This is a genomic window from Mycobacterium sherrisii (assembly GCF_002102355.1).
Lineage (GTDB): Bacteria > Actinomycetota > Actinomycetes > Mycobacteriales > Mycobacteriaceae > Mycobacterium > Mycobacterium sherrisii.
In genome coordinates this window covers 110,250-125,463 of sequence record NZ_LQPT01000072.1, presented here as the reverse complement: position 1 = coordinate 125,463, position 15,214 = coordinate 110,250, and the positions used below count along the sequence as shown (strand labels likewise).

13 protein-coding genes are annotated in these 15,214 nt (G+C 67.5%); 8 read left to right on the top strand and 5 right to left on the bottom strand.

All coding sequences use genetic code 11. The features are described 5' to 3' along the window. Positions 1–3 precede the first annotated feature (3 nt). The 4 genes from AWC25_RS12685 to AWC25_RS12670 are packed head-to-tail and all read left to right on the top strand — an operon-like array spanning position 4 to position 4,044. Complete coding sequence (locus AWC25_RS12685) at positions 4–483, top strand: GNAT family N-acetyltransferase (protein ID WP_169717123.1); 480 nt, start codon at positions 4–6, stop codon at positions 481–483. Further along, complete coding sequence (locus AWC25_RS12680; RefSeq protein ID WP_069401279.1) at positions 480–1,577, top strand: LLM class flavin-dependent oxidoreductase; 1,098 nt, start codon at positions 480–482, stop codon at positions 1,575–1,577. The genes AWC25_RS12685 and AWC25_RS12680 overlap by 4 nt, the downstream gene beginning before the upstream one ends. Further along, positions 1,574–2,692 carry an LLM class flavin-dependent oxidoreductase gene (locus AWC25_RS12675; protein ID WP_085166879.1) on the top strand — a complete coding sequence of 373 codons (1,119 nt, stop codon included), beginning with the start codon at positions 1,574–1,576 and terminating at the stop codon, positions 2,690–2,692. Before AWC25_RS12680 ends, AWC25_RS12675 begins: the two co-directional genes overlap by 4 nt. Then, entirely contained in the window at positions 2,674–4,044 is a 1,371-nt protein-coding gene (locus AWC25_RS12670; RefSeq protein ID WP_276048983.1) for an NtaA/DmoA family FMN-dependent monooxygenase, read from the top strand. Before AWC25_RS12675 ends, AWC25_RS12670 begins: the two co-directional genes overlap by 19 nt. Here the strand turns inward: AWC25_RS12670 and AWC25_RS12665 are convergent. Together AWC25_RS12665 and AWC25_RS12660 are read right to left on the bottom strand one after the other, a co-directional pair. Next, the gene (locus AWC25_RS12665; RefSeq protein WP_069401282.1) at positions 4,019–4,354 is read right to left on the bottom strand and encodes a YnfA family protein; all 336 of its coding nucleotides are present in this window, start codon (positions 4,352–4,354) and stop codon (positions 4,019–4,021) included. The two genes, AWC25_RS12670 and AWC25_RS12665, sit on opposite strands and share 26 nt — an antisense overlap. Beyond that, positions 4,351–5,103: an MBL fold metallo-hydrolase gene (locus tag AWC25_RS12660; RefSeq protein ID WP_069401283.1), complete on the bottom strand. Its 753-nt coding sequence runs from the start codon at positions 5,101–5,103 to the stop codon at positions 4,351–4,353. Before AWC25_RS12660 ends, AWC25_RS12665 begins: the two co-directional genes overlap by 4 nt. Before the next feature lie 106 nt (positions 5,104–5,209). Between AWC25_RS12660 and fgd the strand changes: the two genes are divergently transcribed. The 4 genes from fgd to AWC25_RS12640 all read left to right on the top strand — a co-directional run bounded on the left by fgd (position 5,210) and on the right by AWC25_RS12640 (position 10,477). Then, positions 5,210–6,220, top strand: a complete 1,011-nt coding sequence (fgd, locus tag AWC25_RS12655) for a glucose-6-phosphate dehydrogenase (coenzyme-F420) (RefSeq protein ID WP_069401284.1) — start codon at positions 5,210–5,212, stop codon at positions 6,218–6,220. Then, positions 6,213–8,318: a phosphate acetyltransferase gene (gene pta / locus AWC25_RS12650; RefSeq protein WP_085166877.1), complete on the top strand. Its 2,106-nt coding sequence runs from the start codon at positions 6,213–6,215 to the stop codon at positions 8,316–8,318. Before fgd ends, pta begins: the two co-directional genes overlap by 8 nt. Further along, positions 8,311–9,471: an acetate kinase gene (locus AWC25_RS12645; protein WP_085166876.1), complete on the top strand. Its 1,161-nt coding sequence runs from the start codon at positions 8,311–8,313 to the stop codon at positions 9,469–9,471. The genes pta and AWC25_RS12645 overlap by 8 nt, the downstream gene beginning before the upstream one ends. A gap of 142 nt (positions 9,472–9,613) precedes the next feature. Further along, the gene (locus tag AWC25_RS12640; RefSeq protein WP_085166875.1) at positions 9,614–10,477 is read left to right on the top strand and encodes an endonuclease domain-containing protein; all 864 of its coding nucleotides are present in this window, start codon (positions 9,614–9,616) and stop codon (positions 10,475–10,477) included. Between the two features lie 85 nt (positions 10,478–10,562). Here AWC25_RS12640 and AWC25_RS12635 read toward each other — a convergent pair whose 3' ends face one another. The 3 genes from AWC25_RS12635 to glnX are packed head-to-tail and all read right to left on the bottom strand — an operon-like array spanning position 10,563 to position 15,120. Continuing rightward, positions 10,563–12,821, bottom strand: a complete 2,259-nt coding sequence (locus AWC25_RS12635) for a serine/threonine-protein kinase PknG (protein WP_069401288.1) — start codon at positions 12,819–12,821, stop codon at positions 10,563–10,565. Continuing rightward, positions 12,821–13,801: a glutamate ABC transporter substrate-binding protein gene (locus tag AWC25_RS12630; protein WP_142278810.1), complete on the bottom strand. Its 981-nt coding sequence runs from the start codon at positions 13,799–13,801 to the stop codon at positions 12,821–12,823. Before AWC25_RS12630 ends, AWC25_RS12635 begins: the two co-directional genes overlap by 1 nt. Next, positions 13,801–15,120, bottom strand: coding sequence for a protein kinase G-activating protein GlnX (gene glnX, locus AWC25_RS12625; protein ID WP_069401290.1), 1,320 nt, complete (start codon positions 15,118–15,120; stop codon positions 13,801–13,803). The genes AWC25_RS12630 and glnX overlap by 1 nt, the downstream gene beginning before the upstream one ends. Between the last annotated feature and the right edge of the window lie 94 nt (positions 15,121–15,214).

The window sequence follows — 15,214 nt, the reverse complement described above, 5'->3', positions numbered from 1 at the left end:
AAGGTGAGTTCGCTTGAGTTCGTGCCCGCGACATTGGAGGACGCGCTGGCCCAGCCGCTGCTCACGGAGTTGGCGCAGGAGTACGCGCAGCGATACGAGCGCCCCGCGCCCGAAGTGCTGGCATGGCTGAAGGACAACCCTGCCGACGAATTCTCGCCACCGGACGGGGGAATGCTGATAGGACTGCTGGACGGACGGCCCGTCACCGGCGGCGGTTTCCGCCGACTCGACGCCGAAACGGCAGAACTCAAACGCATCTGGACCGACCGTGAGCATCGCCGCCGCGGCTACGCAATGGCGTTGCTGACCGAACTCGAGGCCGAAATCGCCACCCGCGGCTACAAGAAGATTTACCTGATGACCGGCGACCGGCAGCCCGAAGCCGAGGAGCTGTACGCGGCCACCGGCTACACCCGGTTGGACGCGCCGCGGCAATCCGATGCCCCCGTCTTCCCGATCGCATTCGAAAAGCGGCTTGCATGAGCACTGCGGTGCATCTGGCCGTCGCGCTGGACGGGTACGGCTGGGATCCCCAGGCCTGGCGGGCGACCCTGGCGGCCCAGCCGGACGCGCCACCGGTGCTCAGCGGCAGATATTGGGCCGGCCTCGCGGCTACCGCCGAGCGCGGCCTGTTCGACTTCCTCACCGTCGACGACAGCCTGATGCCGCAACCGGGGCGTCGCGAGCAAATCGACCCCCGGCGGTTGGCCGGCCGCGGCGACGCCGCCATGGTCGCGGCCCGCATCGCCCCCGCGACCCGCCACATCGGCCTGATCCCGGTGGCCACGGTGACCCATACCGAGCCATTCCACATCTCCAAATCCATTGCGACACTGGACTATGTCTCGCACGGTCGGGCGGGCTGGCAGCCGAGAGTCAGCTCGACCGCGCACGAGGCGGCACTGTTCGGCCGGCGCGATGTCGCCGGGGCCGATCTGTTCGCGGAGGCCGCCGACTACGTCGAGGTGGTGCGCCGGTTGTGGGACAGCTGGGAGGACGACGCGGTCGTCCGCGACGTGGCCACCGGCCGCTATGTCGACGTCGACAAACTGCATTACATCGACTTTGCCGGCAAGTTCTTCTCGGTGAAGGGCCCGTCCATCACGCCCCGCCCGCCGCAAGGCCAGCCGGTGGTGGCGGTCCTGGCCCATCTCGGTCCGGTCTACGAATTCGCCGCGGCCAGCGCCGATCTCGTGTTCATCACGCCGAAGGATGACGGCTCACTGCGCAGCATTCTCAAGGAGGTGGCGGCCGCAGGCGGCTCCAAGTTGAAAGTGTTCGCCGACGTGCTCGTGTCGTTCGGCGGCGACGGTGATCCCCGTTCCGACGCGCTGAATTTCACCGGGACACCCGCGGATCTGGTGGATCTGCTGTTGGGTTGGCAGCGCCTCGGCATCCACGGTGCTCGGCTGCGTCCGGCCGTCAACGCCACCGATCTGCCGGCCATCGTTGACCAGGTGGTGCCGCTGTTGCAGCGGGCGGGCCGCTTCCGAACCACTTACCGGGAGGGCGAGACGCTGCGTTCCCGGCTCGGCCTGCCGGTGGCACCCAACCGGTATGCGGCGGTGGACCGATGAACGTGCCGCTGTCGGTCCTGGACCTCGCGCCGATCAGCGCGGGAAGCGACGCCGCGACGGCGCTGCGCAACACGATCGAGTTGGCCCAACGCGCCGAGGCCTGGGGCTTTCGGCGTTACTGGGTGGCCGAACACCACTTCGTGGCCGTCGCCAGCGCCGCGCCGGCGGTGTTGATCGGACAGATCGCCGCTGCTACCAACACGATTCGGGTCGGTGCCGCGGCCGTCCAGCTCGGCTATACCACCGCCATCGCGGTGGTCGAAAGTTTCGGCATGCTCGAGGCTTTCTACCCGGGGCGCATCGATCTGGGAGTGGGCCGATCCGGGCAGCGCCGCGCCGAACAACACAAGCCGAAGACGCCGCGCGAACCGCGCCCGCCGCGGGTCTGGCACGAGGTGGACGGCGTCGTCATCCCGACCCCGTTCGACCTGCGCGGGATGCTCGACCTCGAGCAGCTACAGGCCACCATGGGGCTGTTGCAGCAACCGGAGGCGGTCTCACCGGACTTTGCCGAGCAGGTCGACGACATCCTGGCCCTGCTCGACGGCACCTACCGCTCCGGCAAATTCGACGTACACGCGGTGCCGGGGGAAGGAAGTAGCTTGCGGCCCTGGGTCTTTGGCAGCACCCGAGGGCAAAGCGCACGCGTTGCCGGGGCGCGGGGGTTGCCGTTTGTGGCGAGCTATCACATCACGCCGGCCACCGCCCTGGAAGCGATCGAGGCCTATCGCGACACGTTCGTGCCGTCGGCAGCGCTGCAGCGGCCCTACGTGGTGGTGTCGGCCGACATCGTCGTCGCCGACGACACCGCCACCGCCAAAGGGTTGGCCGCCGGGTACGGTCACTGGGTCTATTCGATCCGCACCGGGGTCGGCGCCATGCCCTACCCGAAGCCCGGAGAATGCCCGCCGCTGACCGAGGACCAACTGGACCTGGTAAAGGACCGGGTGGCAACGCAATTCGTGGGCACGGCGGGCGATGTCGCAGAGCGGTTGGCGGCGCTGCAGCGGGTCACCGGTGCCGATGAGCTGGTCATAACTTCGGTGACCCATCGCCACGAGGACCGGCTGCGCTCGCACCAGCTGATCGCGCGGGAATGGGGGTTGACCGCGTGAGCATCCGAGAAGGGCAGCGGCGCAAGCCGATTCATCTGGCTGCCCACTTTCCCGGCGTCAACAACACTACGGTGTGGACCGATCCCAGTGCCGGCAGCCAGATCGAATTCGACTCCTTCGTCCACCTTGCCCGCACCGCCGAGCGTGGCTTGTTCGATTTCTTCTTCCTGGCCGAGGGGCTGCGGCTGCGCGAGCATCGCGGGCGCATCTACGATCTCGACGTCGTCGGCCGGCCGGACACCTTCACCGTCCTGTCGGCTCTGGCCGGGGTCACCGACCGGATCGGGCTGACCGGAACGATCAACACCACATTCAACGAACCGTTTGAAGTAGCAAGGCAATTCGCCACCCTGGACCATCTGTCCGGTGGCCGCGCCGGCTGGAACATCGTCACTTCCTCGGACGCCTTTACCGGCGCGAACTTCCGTCGCGGGGGTTTTCTGAGTCACGCCGACCGGTACCGGCGGGCCGAGGAGTTCGTCACCCTCGCGCGCGAATTTTGGGACAGCTGGCAGCCCGGCGCGGTGCTGGCCGACGTCGCGGGCGGAACCTACGTTGACCCGTCCGGCATTCGCCCGGTCGAGCATCGGGGGCCGCAGTTCGACGTGCGCGGTTTCGCGACCCTGCCGGCGGGCCCGCAGGGGCACCCAATCCTGTTGCAGGCCGGCGATTCCGACGAGGGCCGGGCGTTCGGCGCGCGGTATGCCGACGCGTTGTTCACGTTGCACGGGTCGCTGTCCGACGGCCAGCGCTATTACGCCGACGTCAAGGGCCGGGCCGCGGCTGCTGGCCGAGACCCCAACCAGCTCAAGGTTTTTCCGGCGGCGACCTTCGTCTTGGGCGATTCCGACGGCGAGGCGCAGGACAAGGCGCGCCACATTCGCCACCAGCAGGTCAGCGGCGCCACCGCGATCGCGATGCTCGAACAGGTGTGGGGGCGTGAGCTCGGCGATCTCGACCCGGACGGCCCGCTGCCCGAGTTCGATCCCGTCGTCGACAGCGACATCACCCAGGGCCGGGTGCGCCACGTCGACCCCGTCGCAGTCGCCGGCCGCTGGCGCCAACGCGCCGAGGCGGAAAACCTCTCGATCCGCGAGCTCATCATCGCCGTCACCACCCGGGAGCAGTTCGTCGGCACGGCCAGCCGGATCGCCACCGAGATCGACGAATACATCCAGGCCGACGCCTGCGACGGGTTCATCCTGGTGCCGCATCTGACACCGCACGGCCTCGACGAGTTCGTCGATCGTGTGGTTCCGCTACTGCAGGAACGCGGGGCCTACCGCAGCGAATACGGCGGTGAGACGCTGCGAGATCACCTGGGGCTCAACGAGTTCGCGGAGCGTACATGATCACCGCCACGCCTAGCAGGCAGATCAACGCGCCGGCGACGTCCCAGCGGTCGGGACGGAACCCGTCAAACCCCATGCCCCACAACAGCGAGCCCGCCACGAATACGCCCCCGTACGCGGCCAACACCCGGCCGAAGTGCGGATCGGGCTGCAAGGTGGCGACGAAGCCATAGCCGCCGAGGGCGATCATGCCCCAGCCCGCCCACAACCAGCCGCGGTGTTCGCGGACGCCCTGCCACACCAGCCAGGCGCCGCCGATCTCGAACAGCGCCGCCAACACGAACAGCGCGATCGATTTGGCGACCGTCACCGCACGCCCGCCTTCGTCAGCGCCGCATGCGTGGCTTCGCGGATCGGGCCGCGCCACAGCGGGCCATGTCCGGGTGCCAGCACCTCGGTCTCCAACAGCGCCAGCGCCGACAGGGTGCGAATGCAGTCCTGCTGGCTGTAACTGAAGATCGCCGGCAGCAGCTGCGGGCCGTCGTGCCGGATCAGCGGGTGCCCGGTGATCAACGCGTCCCCACTGACCAGCACGCCGTCGACCAGATACGAGCAATGACCGTGGGTGTGGCCGGGGCTGAAGACGGCTCGCGGGTGCCCGGGCAGCGCCGCGGCGACCTCGGGCGTCAGCGGCTTGGCCGTCGGGATTCCGTCGCGAACCAGGCCGCCGCTACGGACCACGTGCGCGATCCAGACGGCCCATCGCGGCCGCCAAATCCGTAGCGCCAGATCGGTGACCGCCACCTGCTCGAGGTATTCGCGCTTGGCGTGCCCGACTTCGTCGGCGTGGCAGTAGACCGGCGTGCCGTGCTGGGCGGCAAACCAGATGGCGGTGCCCAGGTGGTCGATGTGGGCGTGCGTCAACAGGATGGCGCGCACGTCGCCGGGGCCGTAGCCGAGCCGATTCAACGAGGACAGCACGGCCCCGCGGTCGCCGGGATAGCCGGCGTCGATCAGCAGCACGCCGGTGTTGTCGGTCACCAGCGTCCAGTTGACGGCTTCACCCCGGGCAAGATGCACGGTGTCGGTTACTTGGACGAGTTCCGGAGCCGGTCCCATGCGCGCGAGTCTAAGGCGATCGCGATCGCGGCAAAGCCGGGCGTGCTGCGTCGCGGCCTTGGACGTCGCGGGTCGCCGGTGACAACATATGGAGTAGAAAGAACGAGTGGCCGAACTGAAGCTTGGATACAAGGCGTCCGCCGAACAATTTGCTCCGCGTGAGCTCGTCGAACTAGCCGTGGCCGCCGAAGCACACGGCATGGACAGCGCCACCGTCAGTGATCATTTCCAGCCGTGGCGGCACGAGGGCGGGCACGCCCCGTTCTCGCTCGCCTGGATGACCGCTGTCGGCGAGCGCACCGAAAGACTGCTGCTGGGGACGTCGGTGCTCACCCCGACGTTCCGTTACAACCCCGCCGTGATCGCGCAGGCGTTTGCCACGATGGGCTGTCTCTACCCGGGCCGGATCTTCCTGGGTGTCGGCACCGGCGAATCGCTCAACGAGATCGCCACCGGATACGAGGGCGAATGGCCGGAATTCAAGGAGCGTTACGCGCGGCTCCGCGAATCGGTGCGGCTGATGCGTGAGCTGTGGCTGGGTGACCGGGTCGACTTCGAAGGCGAGTACTACCACACCAAGGGCGCGTCGATCTACGACGTGCCCGAGGGCGGCATCCCCATCTACATTGCGGCCGGCGGGCCGCAGGTCGCCAAGTACGCCGGACGGGCCGGCGACGGCTTCATCTGCACCTCCGGCAAGGGCGAGGAACTGTACAAAGACAAGCTCATTCCCGCGATGAGGGAGGGCGCCGAGGCCGCGGGCAAGAATCCCGACGACATCGACCGGATGATCGAGATCAAGATCTCCTACGACACCGATCCCGACCTCGCACTGGAGAACACCCGGTTCTGGGCGCCGCTGTCGTTGACGGCCGAACAGAAGACCAGCATCCACGACCCGCTGGAGATGGAGAAGGCCGCCGACGAGCTGCCGATCGAGCAGGTCGCCAAGCGGTGGATCGTCGCTTCGGACCCCGACGAGGCCGTCGAAAAGGTCGGGCAGTACGTGCAGTGGGGGCTTAACCACTTGGTCTTCCACGCACCCGGACACGATCAGCGCCGGTTCCTCGAACTCTTTGAAAAGGATCTGGCGCCCAGGTTGCGGCGACTTGCCTGACACCGCGCCGACCGCTTCGGCGATCTATATCGCGGCGCCCGAGCCGGAGACCGGCAAATCGACGATCGCGTTGGGATTACTGAATCGATTGACCGCGACGGTCGCCAAAGTCGGTGTGTTCCGGCCGATTACGCGCGTTTCCGGCGGCAGCGCCTCGCCAGAGGAGCGTGACTACATCCTGGAGCTGCTGCTCACGCGCACCACCGCGGAGCTGTCCTACGAACAGTGCGTGGGCGTCACCTACCAGGACATCCACGCCGACCTCGACACCGCGATCGCCAACATCGTCGACGCGTATCACGCCATGGCGCAGTCCTGCGACGCGGTGGTGATCGTCGGCAGCGACTACACCGACGTCACCGCGCCCGCCGAACTTTCGGTCAATGCCCGCATCGCGGTCAATCTCGGCGCCCCCGTCTTGCTGGCGGTGCGCGCGAAGGGGCGTTCGGCCGAGCAGATCGCGACGGTCGTCGAGGTGTCACTGGCCGAACTGGCCGCGCAGCGTGCGCACACCGCGGCGGTGGTGGCCAGCCGGTGTGAGCCCGCCGAGATGGGGGTGGTCGCGGAGGCGCTGGGCAGATTCGATCCGCCCAGCTATGTGCTGCCCGACGAACCGCTGCTCGCGGCGCCGACCGTGGAGGAGCTGCGTCAAGCCGTCCGCGGGACGCTGATCAGCGGTGACGCCGAACTGGTCGCGCGTGAGGTGATGGGCGTGCTGGTGGCCGGGATGACAGCCGACCACGTGCTGGAGCGGTTGCGCGACGGCATGGCGGTGATCACCCCGGGAGATCGCTCCGACGTCGTGCTCGCCGCCGCGAGTGCCCATGCGGCCGAAGGGTTTCCATCGTTGTCCTGCATCGTGCTCAACGGCGGATTCGAGCTGCATCCCTCGATTGCGGCGCTGGTCGCCGGGCTGCGGCTGCGGCTGCCGATCATCGGAAACGAGTTGGGCACCTACGACACGGCCAGCGCCGCCTTCGTGGCGCGGGGGCGGGTCACGGCCGACTCGCAGCGCAAGATCGATACCGCGGTGGAGTTGATGGAGCGTCACGTCGACATCGCCGATCTGCTTGCCCAGCTTGCGATTCCGATCCCGACGGTGACCACACCCCAGATGTTCACCCATCGGTTGACCCAGCAGGCCCGCGCCGACCGCAGACACATCGTGCTGCCCGAGGGGGACGACGACCGGATCCTCAAGGCGGCTGGACGGGTGCTGAAGCGGCGCATCGCCGACCTGACGATTCTGGGCGACGAAGGTCGAATCCGGTTGCGCGCCGGCGAACTCGGCGTCGACCTGCACGACGCCACGATCATCGACCCGTACGACGAGGACCTGTGCAAGCAGTTCGCCGGCCAATACGCCGAGTTGCGCAAGGCCAAAGGCGTCACCATCGAGCAGGCCCACGAGATCATGCACGATGTCTCGTATTTCGGCACCATGCTGGTCTACAACGGCATGGTCGACGGAATGGTTTCCGGTGCCGCCCACACCACCGCGCACACGGTGCGCCCGGCTCTGGAGATCATCAGGACCGTCCCGGATGTCTCGACGGTCTCCAGCATCTTCCTGATGTGTTTGCCCGACCGGGTGCTCGCCTACGGCGACTGTGCGATCGTCCCGGATCCGACACCCGAACAGCTCGCCGATATCGCGATCAGCTCGGCGCGCACCGCCGCGCGGTTTGGGATCGAGCCGAAGGTGGCGATGCTGTCCTATTCCACTGGGGATTCGGGCAGTGGCGCCGACGTCGACAAGGTCAGAACGGCAACGGAATTGGTTCGTTCGCGGCAGCCGGATCTGCTGGTGGAGGGGCCGATCCAGTATGACGCCGCGATCGAGCCGTCGGTGGCCGCCACCAAACTGCGCGGCTCGCCGGTGGCCGGTCATGCCACGGTGCTGATTTTTCCCGATCTCAACACCGGCAACAACACCTACAAGGCGGTGCAGCGCAGTGCCGGGGCCATCGCGATCGGACCGGTGCTGCAAGGGCTGCGCAAACCGGTGAACGATTTGTCCCGCGGTGCGCTGGTCGAGGACATCGTCAACACGATTGCCATCACCGCGATTCAGTCGCAGGGCGACGGCGATGACTGATCACGCCAATCGTCCTGTGCTGGTGATCAATTCGGGATCATCGTCGCTGAAGTACCAGCTGGTCGAGCCGAAATCCGGCGTGGCGCAGGCGGGCGGCGGCATCCAGCAGATCGGTGAGCCGTCATCACGGGTGGCCTCCCACGAGGAGGCGTTGCGCTTGGCGTTCGAGCAGATGGCCGAATCCGGAGTTGACCTGAAGCCGGGCGCGCTGCTGGCCGTCGGGCACCGGGTGGTGCACGGCGGCAACGAGTTCTATCGACCGACGCTCATCGACGATGCGCGGATTGCCGACCTCGAGAAGCTGTCGCAGCTCGCCCCGCTGCACAACCCCCCGGCGATTCAGGGCATCAAGGTGGCGCGCAAACTGCTGCCGGCCGTGGCCCACATCGCGGTGTTCGACACCGCGTACTTTCACCGCCTGCCGCCCGCTGCCGCGACCTATGCGATGGACCGGGACCTGGCCGAGCGGTACCACATCCGCCGCTACGGGTTTCACGGCACGTCGCACGAATACGTGAGCGCGCAAGCCGCTGCGTTCCTGCATCAACCGTTGGACGAGCTGAACCAGATCGTGCTGCACCTGGGCAACGGCGCTTCGGCCTCCGCGATCGCCGGCGGCCGACCGGTGGATACCTCGATGGGGCTGACCCCGTTGGAGGGGCTGGTGATGGGCACCCGCAGCGGCGACATCGACCCGGGGGTGATCAGCTACCTGTGGCGCACCGCGCACATGGACGTCGATGCCATCGAGTCGATGCTCAACAATCGCTCTGGGGTCTGGGGTCTGGCCGGTGAGCGTGATTTTCGCAAGTTGCGAGCGATGATCGAATCCGGCGACGGCGCAGCGCAATTGGCCTATGACGTGTTCATTCACCGGCTGCGCAAGTATATCGGGGCCTACCTGGCGGTGCTGGGCAACACCGATGTCATCACCTTCACCGGGGGCATCGGCGAAAACGATGCGGCGGTGCGGCGCGACGCGATGGCGGGGCTGGAGCGGCTGGGCATCGTGCTCGACGAGGGGCGCAATCTGTCGGCAGGCAAGCGTGCGCAGCGGATCTCTGCCGACGATTCGCCGATCGCCGTGCTGATGGTCCCGACGAACGAAGAACTCGCCATTGCCCGCGACTGCGCGAACCTGCTGGCCGGCTGACCCGCCTGTTGAGTGTGCATTCGTGGCGTTGAGTGCGCGTCCACGGTGGGGTGTGCCGGCGTGTCCCCACCACACACGCACACTCAACGCCCCTGTGCACAACGGAATTCACGGCCGGGCTCGCTGTGCGAGAGTTCCCGTCATGTGGGAGCTCAGTCAACCGTTCATTGGCAGTGAAGCATTGGCGGCCGGGGCGCTGAACCGCCATCAACTGCGCACGCGTTACCGCGCGGTGTTTCCCAACGTATATCTGCCCAGGCACGTCGAGGCGTCACTGCAAGTGCGCATCGTCGCCGCCTGGCTGTGGTCGAAACGGCGCGGTATCGTCGCCGGGGCCGCCGCGGCCGCCTGGCACGGCAGCAAGTGGATCCCCGACGGCGTCCCGGTCGAGCTGTTACATGCCAGCACGCGTACCCCGCGTGGCATAGTAACCCGCCGGGACACGCTGTTGGACAACGAGATTCAGGTGATCGCAGGACTTCGGGTGACGACGCCGGAGCGAACGGCCTTCGACATCGGTCGTCGCGGGGCCATCCGTTCGGCGGTGGTGCGGTTGGACGCCCTGGCGCAGGCAACGGGTTTCAAAGTCGACGACGCACTTCGCGTCGCGACAGATCACCCGCGCTCGCCGGGGTTGCGTCGGCTCGAATCAGCGCTGGAGCTGGTCGACGCGGGTGCTCAATCGCCGCGCGAGAGCTATCTGCGTTTGCTGCTCATCGATGCGGGGCTGCCGCGGCCGCAGACCCAGATACCGGTCGTCGGGGTCGACGGCATGCCGGTGGCCTATCTCGACCTAGGCTGGGAGGACTGCATGGTCGCGGTGGAATACGACGGCGACCACCATCAAACGGATCGTCGGCAATATCTCAAGGACATTCGCCGGCTGGAAACCCTCGAGCAGTTGGGTTGGACGATCGTGCGGGTGGTGGCCGAAGACCGGCCCGCCGCGATCGTGCGCCGTGTCCGCGATGCTCTGGCCGCTTCGACTGTGCAGCAACGGTTTTGAGTGTGTACCTGCGGCGGGTCCGCCCTGCGTGTCGCCGCCGCAGGCGCACACTCAACGCCGACGATTCACACGCCGACGCACGAAGCTAGAAGGTGCTGGTGGGGCGAACCTTGTTGGCCATGTCGACCAGCGTGTAGCGATGCCGCTGCGTGGGCGCCACCCGGGCCAGGCTGCGCAGCGAAGCCTCGACGCCCAGCCGTAACCCGTGCTCGGTGAACGGGAAGCCGAGAATGTGGTTGGTGCTGGCCTGGTTGTCCTCGAGCCAGTCCATCGCGGCGCCCAGCACCAGCGCGCGGATCTGCAGTACCCGCGGCTCGGTGGGCGGCAGCGCCTCGACTCGCCGTGCGGCGTCACGGATCTGCTCCTCGGTGATCTCGCTGGTCGACCGGCCGGACAGCAGGGTCACCGCACTGGTCAGCCGGGCGGTGGTGAAATGTCGCGACGTCGGCGGTACCTCGTCGAGTGTGCGCACCGCACGTATTCGATCTCCGGCTGCCGAGAGGGTTCTGGCCAACCCGAACGCCGCCGAGATCACGCCGTCGTTGGTGCGCCACACCGTTTCGTAGAACTTGTTCACGTCGACGTTGCCGGCCAGTTCCCCGGTGGCGGCCAGGGCCAGCTTCGGCGCCAACTCGCCGGGAAAGATGTCGAGCACCTCGGTGAAATGCTTGATCGCGGAATCGTAGTCGCCGGTAAGCAATTCGGCGACGGCCCGGAACCAGACCAGCCGCCAGCGCCAGCCCACCCGCTCGGCCAGGTCGTCGAGCTTGCGGGTCGCCTTGGCCACATCACCGAGGTCGAGCAGCGCGCGGACCTCCATCAGCGGCAGCTCGACCGACTCCGAGACGTCGATGCCCTCGGCGGCCAGCGATCCGTGCCGCGCCGCGCGCAACGAGTCCAGGGTCTGCACCGGCTGCGACAGCACGGTGGCCTGCAGCACCGGGGCGGCGACGTCGGTCGGATCGACCAGCGGTACCGAGAGGGCGGTCACGATCTCGCGGGCGGTCAGCTTCTCCGAGTGCACCTGCCCGTCGAGGTAGACATCGGTGTGCGCGACCGACAGATCCACGCCGAAGGTGGACCGGCTGGGGCTGAACAACGTCGACAACCCCGGGCGTGGCACCCCGGTGTCCTGGGCGACGACCTCGCGCAGCACGCCCATCAACTGGGTGGACATCTCCTCGGCGGAGGTGAACCGGCGCCGCGGATCGGGGTCGATCGCCCGGCGCAGCAGCCGGCCGAATGAGTCGTAGGTGGCCAACACCGGATCGTCTTCGGGCAGCCCGTCGACGTAGCGCCCGTTGCGCGTGCGCAGGTTCAACGTCAGCGCGGCCAGCGTGCGCCCCACCGTGTAGATGTCGGTGGCGATCGTCGGCCCGGTGCGCACGATCTCCGGCGCCTGGTAGCCCGGCGTGCCGTAGAGGTAACCGAACGAGTTCACCCGCGAGACGGCGCCCAGGTCGATCAGCTTCAGCTGCTCCTCGGTGAGCATGATGTTCTCCGGCTTGAGGTCGTTGTAGACCAAGCCGATCGAATGCAGGTAGCTCAGCGCGGGCAGGATCTCCAGCAGGTAGGCGATGGCCTCGGCGACGGGCAGCTTCTTGTCCTTCTTGCCCCGCTTGAGCGACCGACCGCCGATGTACTCCATGACGATGTAGCCGACCGGGTCGCCGTGCCGATCGGTGTGCTCGACGAAGTTGAAGATCTGCACGATCTGCGGGTGGACGACCTCGGCGAGGAATTGCCGTTCGGCCATCGCGATCGCCTGCGCCTCGGCGTCACCGGAATGCACCAGGCCTTTGAGCACCACCGGCCGGTCGTTGACGTTGTGGTCGACGGCCAGGTACACCCAGCCCAGCCCCCCGTGCGCGATGCAGCCCTTCACCTCGTACTGGTTGGCGACGATGTCACCGGCGTTCAGCTGCGGCAAGAACGAATACGGGCTTCCGCACGACGGGCACTTGCCCTCTGAGGCGCCCTTGCCCTCGGTCCCCGTTCGGCCCACCGGCTTGCCGCAGTTCCAGCAGAACCGCTTGCTCTCCGGCACCACGGGATTGGTCATCAGGGCTTCGAGCGGATCGATGTCGCGCTCCCGCGGGATCTCCACCAGCCCGCCACCGAGCTGCCTGGTGGGCGGCAGCACCCGGGTCGCGACCGTCATCCGGTCTTGCGGTTCGGCGTTCAGGTTGCCCAGCGTGATGTGCGGCAGGTCGTCGTCGTCATCGTCGTCCCAGTCGGGACGGAACAGCGCCTGGGTGGCGTGGACGCGGCCCGTCGTCGCACCGGTTTGCGCGTCCTGGGTGCCGGGATCGGTGTCCTCGGCGTCGTGGTCGGTTTCAGACATCAGTCCACATACCTCGGTACCGGGGGCGCCGGCGCCGGACCCAGAACCGTTAACCATTTGCGGTACAACGTGTTCCAGGTGCCGTCGCGGCGGATCCGCTCCAGTGTGCCGTTGACGAATCGTACGAGTCCCGTGTTGTCCAGATTGATCCCGATGCCGTAGGGCTGGGTGGCCATGTTCGGTCCGACGATGTGCAGGTAGGGGTCTTCTTCGACCAGGCCGGCCAGGATCGAGTCGTCGGTGCTGACGGCGTCGATCTCCCGTTGCTGCATGGCCACCAGGCAGTCGGCCCAATTCACCACCGACACGATGACCGGCGGCGGCGAAATCTGCCGGATGCGGTGCAACGACGTGGTGCCCCGGGCCACGCAGACCCGCTTGCCGGACAGGTCGCCCACCTTCGCGATCGGGGAATCGCGCGGCGCCAGGATGCGCTGATTGGCGTCGAGGTAGACGGTGGAGAAGTTGACCAGTTTGCGGCGGTCGCAGGTGATGGTCATGGTCTTGACGACGACGTCGACCTCGGAGTGCTGCAAGGCGGTGATGCGCTCGTCCGACGACAGGATCCGGTACTCGACATGCGACGGCGCACCGAAGATGTCACGCGCGATCTCGCCGGCGATATCGACGTCGAAACCGGTGATCTCGCCGGTGATCGGGTCGCGGAAGCTGAACAGGTTGCTGCCGATGTCGAGGCCGACGATCAGCCGGCCGCGGGCGCGGATGTTGGCCACCGCGGCGTCGGCCTCGGCCTTGGTGGGGAACGGCCGCAGGCTGGCGGTGGCGTCGCAGTCCTCCTGGCCGGCGGCGTCGGGCGGCAACGGGGGCTCGGGCGGCAGTTGTTGCATGCCGACCGGGGTGGGCGGCGGCAGGGTGGGCGCGCTGGCCACGGTCAGCGATTCGGTATGCCCGCAACCCGCCACCAGCACCGCCGCGGCGAGCACGGCGCACGTCCGGCGGACCCTCGGGGGGCCGTTCACTATCGATACTCTTTCAGCCGCGGCCACAGGCCCAGGGCAACCGCCACGGCGGCGCCGAGACTGAGCACCACACCCCCGACCTGTGCGCCGGACAGCCCGCTGCGCGCGTTCACCACGTCGTTGCGCAGATGGGTGCGGCTCTGGGTCATGGCCTTGCCCAGCTGATCCTCGAGCTTGTCGAACGCCGGGGTGGAGTCGTCTTCGGCGCTGCCGAGCGCGATCTGGGTGGCGGCACGATAGTTACCGACCGAAATGTAGGAGTTGATGCGGTCGTTGGCCTGGCGCCACCGGACCAGCAGCTCGTCGGCGCCCTGCAGATCGGCTTTGTCCACGGCGTCATTGCGGGCCATGTACTGGTTGATCTGCTCGTGCATGTAGTCGATGCGTTGATAGAACGATTGTTTGCGGATCTGCTCGTCGCCGCGGCGGATCAGCGACAACGTTTCGTCGGCTCGCGCCTGCTGGGCGGTGATCGCCACGTTGGTCACGGTCTTCAGCGACGCGGCCGCCGTGTCCTTTGCGCTTCGACTGGCGGTCGTGGAGATCGTCAGCGCGGTTCCGACCCAGACCACCATGACGAGAATACCGAGCGCGCCGACCACCAGACCGGGGTTGATCCGGCGCCGGGTCCGCCGGGCCAGCCAGCGATGCGAGAACAGCCCGAAGGCCACCGTGGTGGCGACGACCAAAATCACCGGGGCCGGGAAATTCGTCGACGCAGTGGTTTCGGTATCCACTCGCTCCGAGGTCGCCCGGTACAACTGTGCGGCGTCGGGCAGGATCGTCGACTGCATCAGGCCGGAGGCTTCCGACAGGTACGACGACCCCACCGGGTTGCCCTCCCGGTTGTTGGTCCGCGCGATCTCGATCAACCCGGTATAGACGGCCAGCTCGGCGTTGATCTTGCCGAGCAACTGCACCAGGGGTTCATCGGTCAGCCCGCTCGACGCGCGGGTCACGGCCACCGCCGCGTCGGTGATGGCCTGCTCGTAGCGCAGCCGCACCGGCCACGGCTCGGCCTGGGCGATGAACGCGGTGGCCGCCGCGGCGTCCGCCACCGACAGCGTGGTGTAGAGCCGGCCGGCTGCGAACGCCAGCGGCTCGGTGTGGTTGAGCACGGTGGTCAGCACCTGCTGGCGGTGGTTGATGGTCGTCGACGTGGCGAAGGCGCTCGACACACCGAGCGCCGCCAGCACGATGCCGATCGTGAGGATGCGGCCGGGCGTCGTCGAGATGAACCACCAGCGGGGGTGGGCCGGTTCGCCCGGCGACCGCGACCCCAGCGGCTCGGTCGACGGATGCGCCAGCTCAACCGTCACGTCTGTTCAGACCTCATCTTTCGGCCACCGGAGTGTGCTGTTTCCACGTGTATAAGCGAATTCTAAGAGCATGTAGGGACAGATGGGGGGAGGC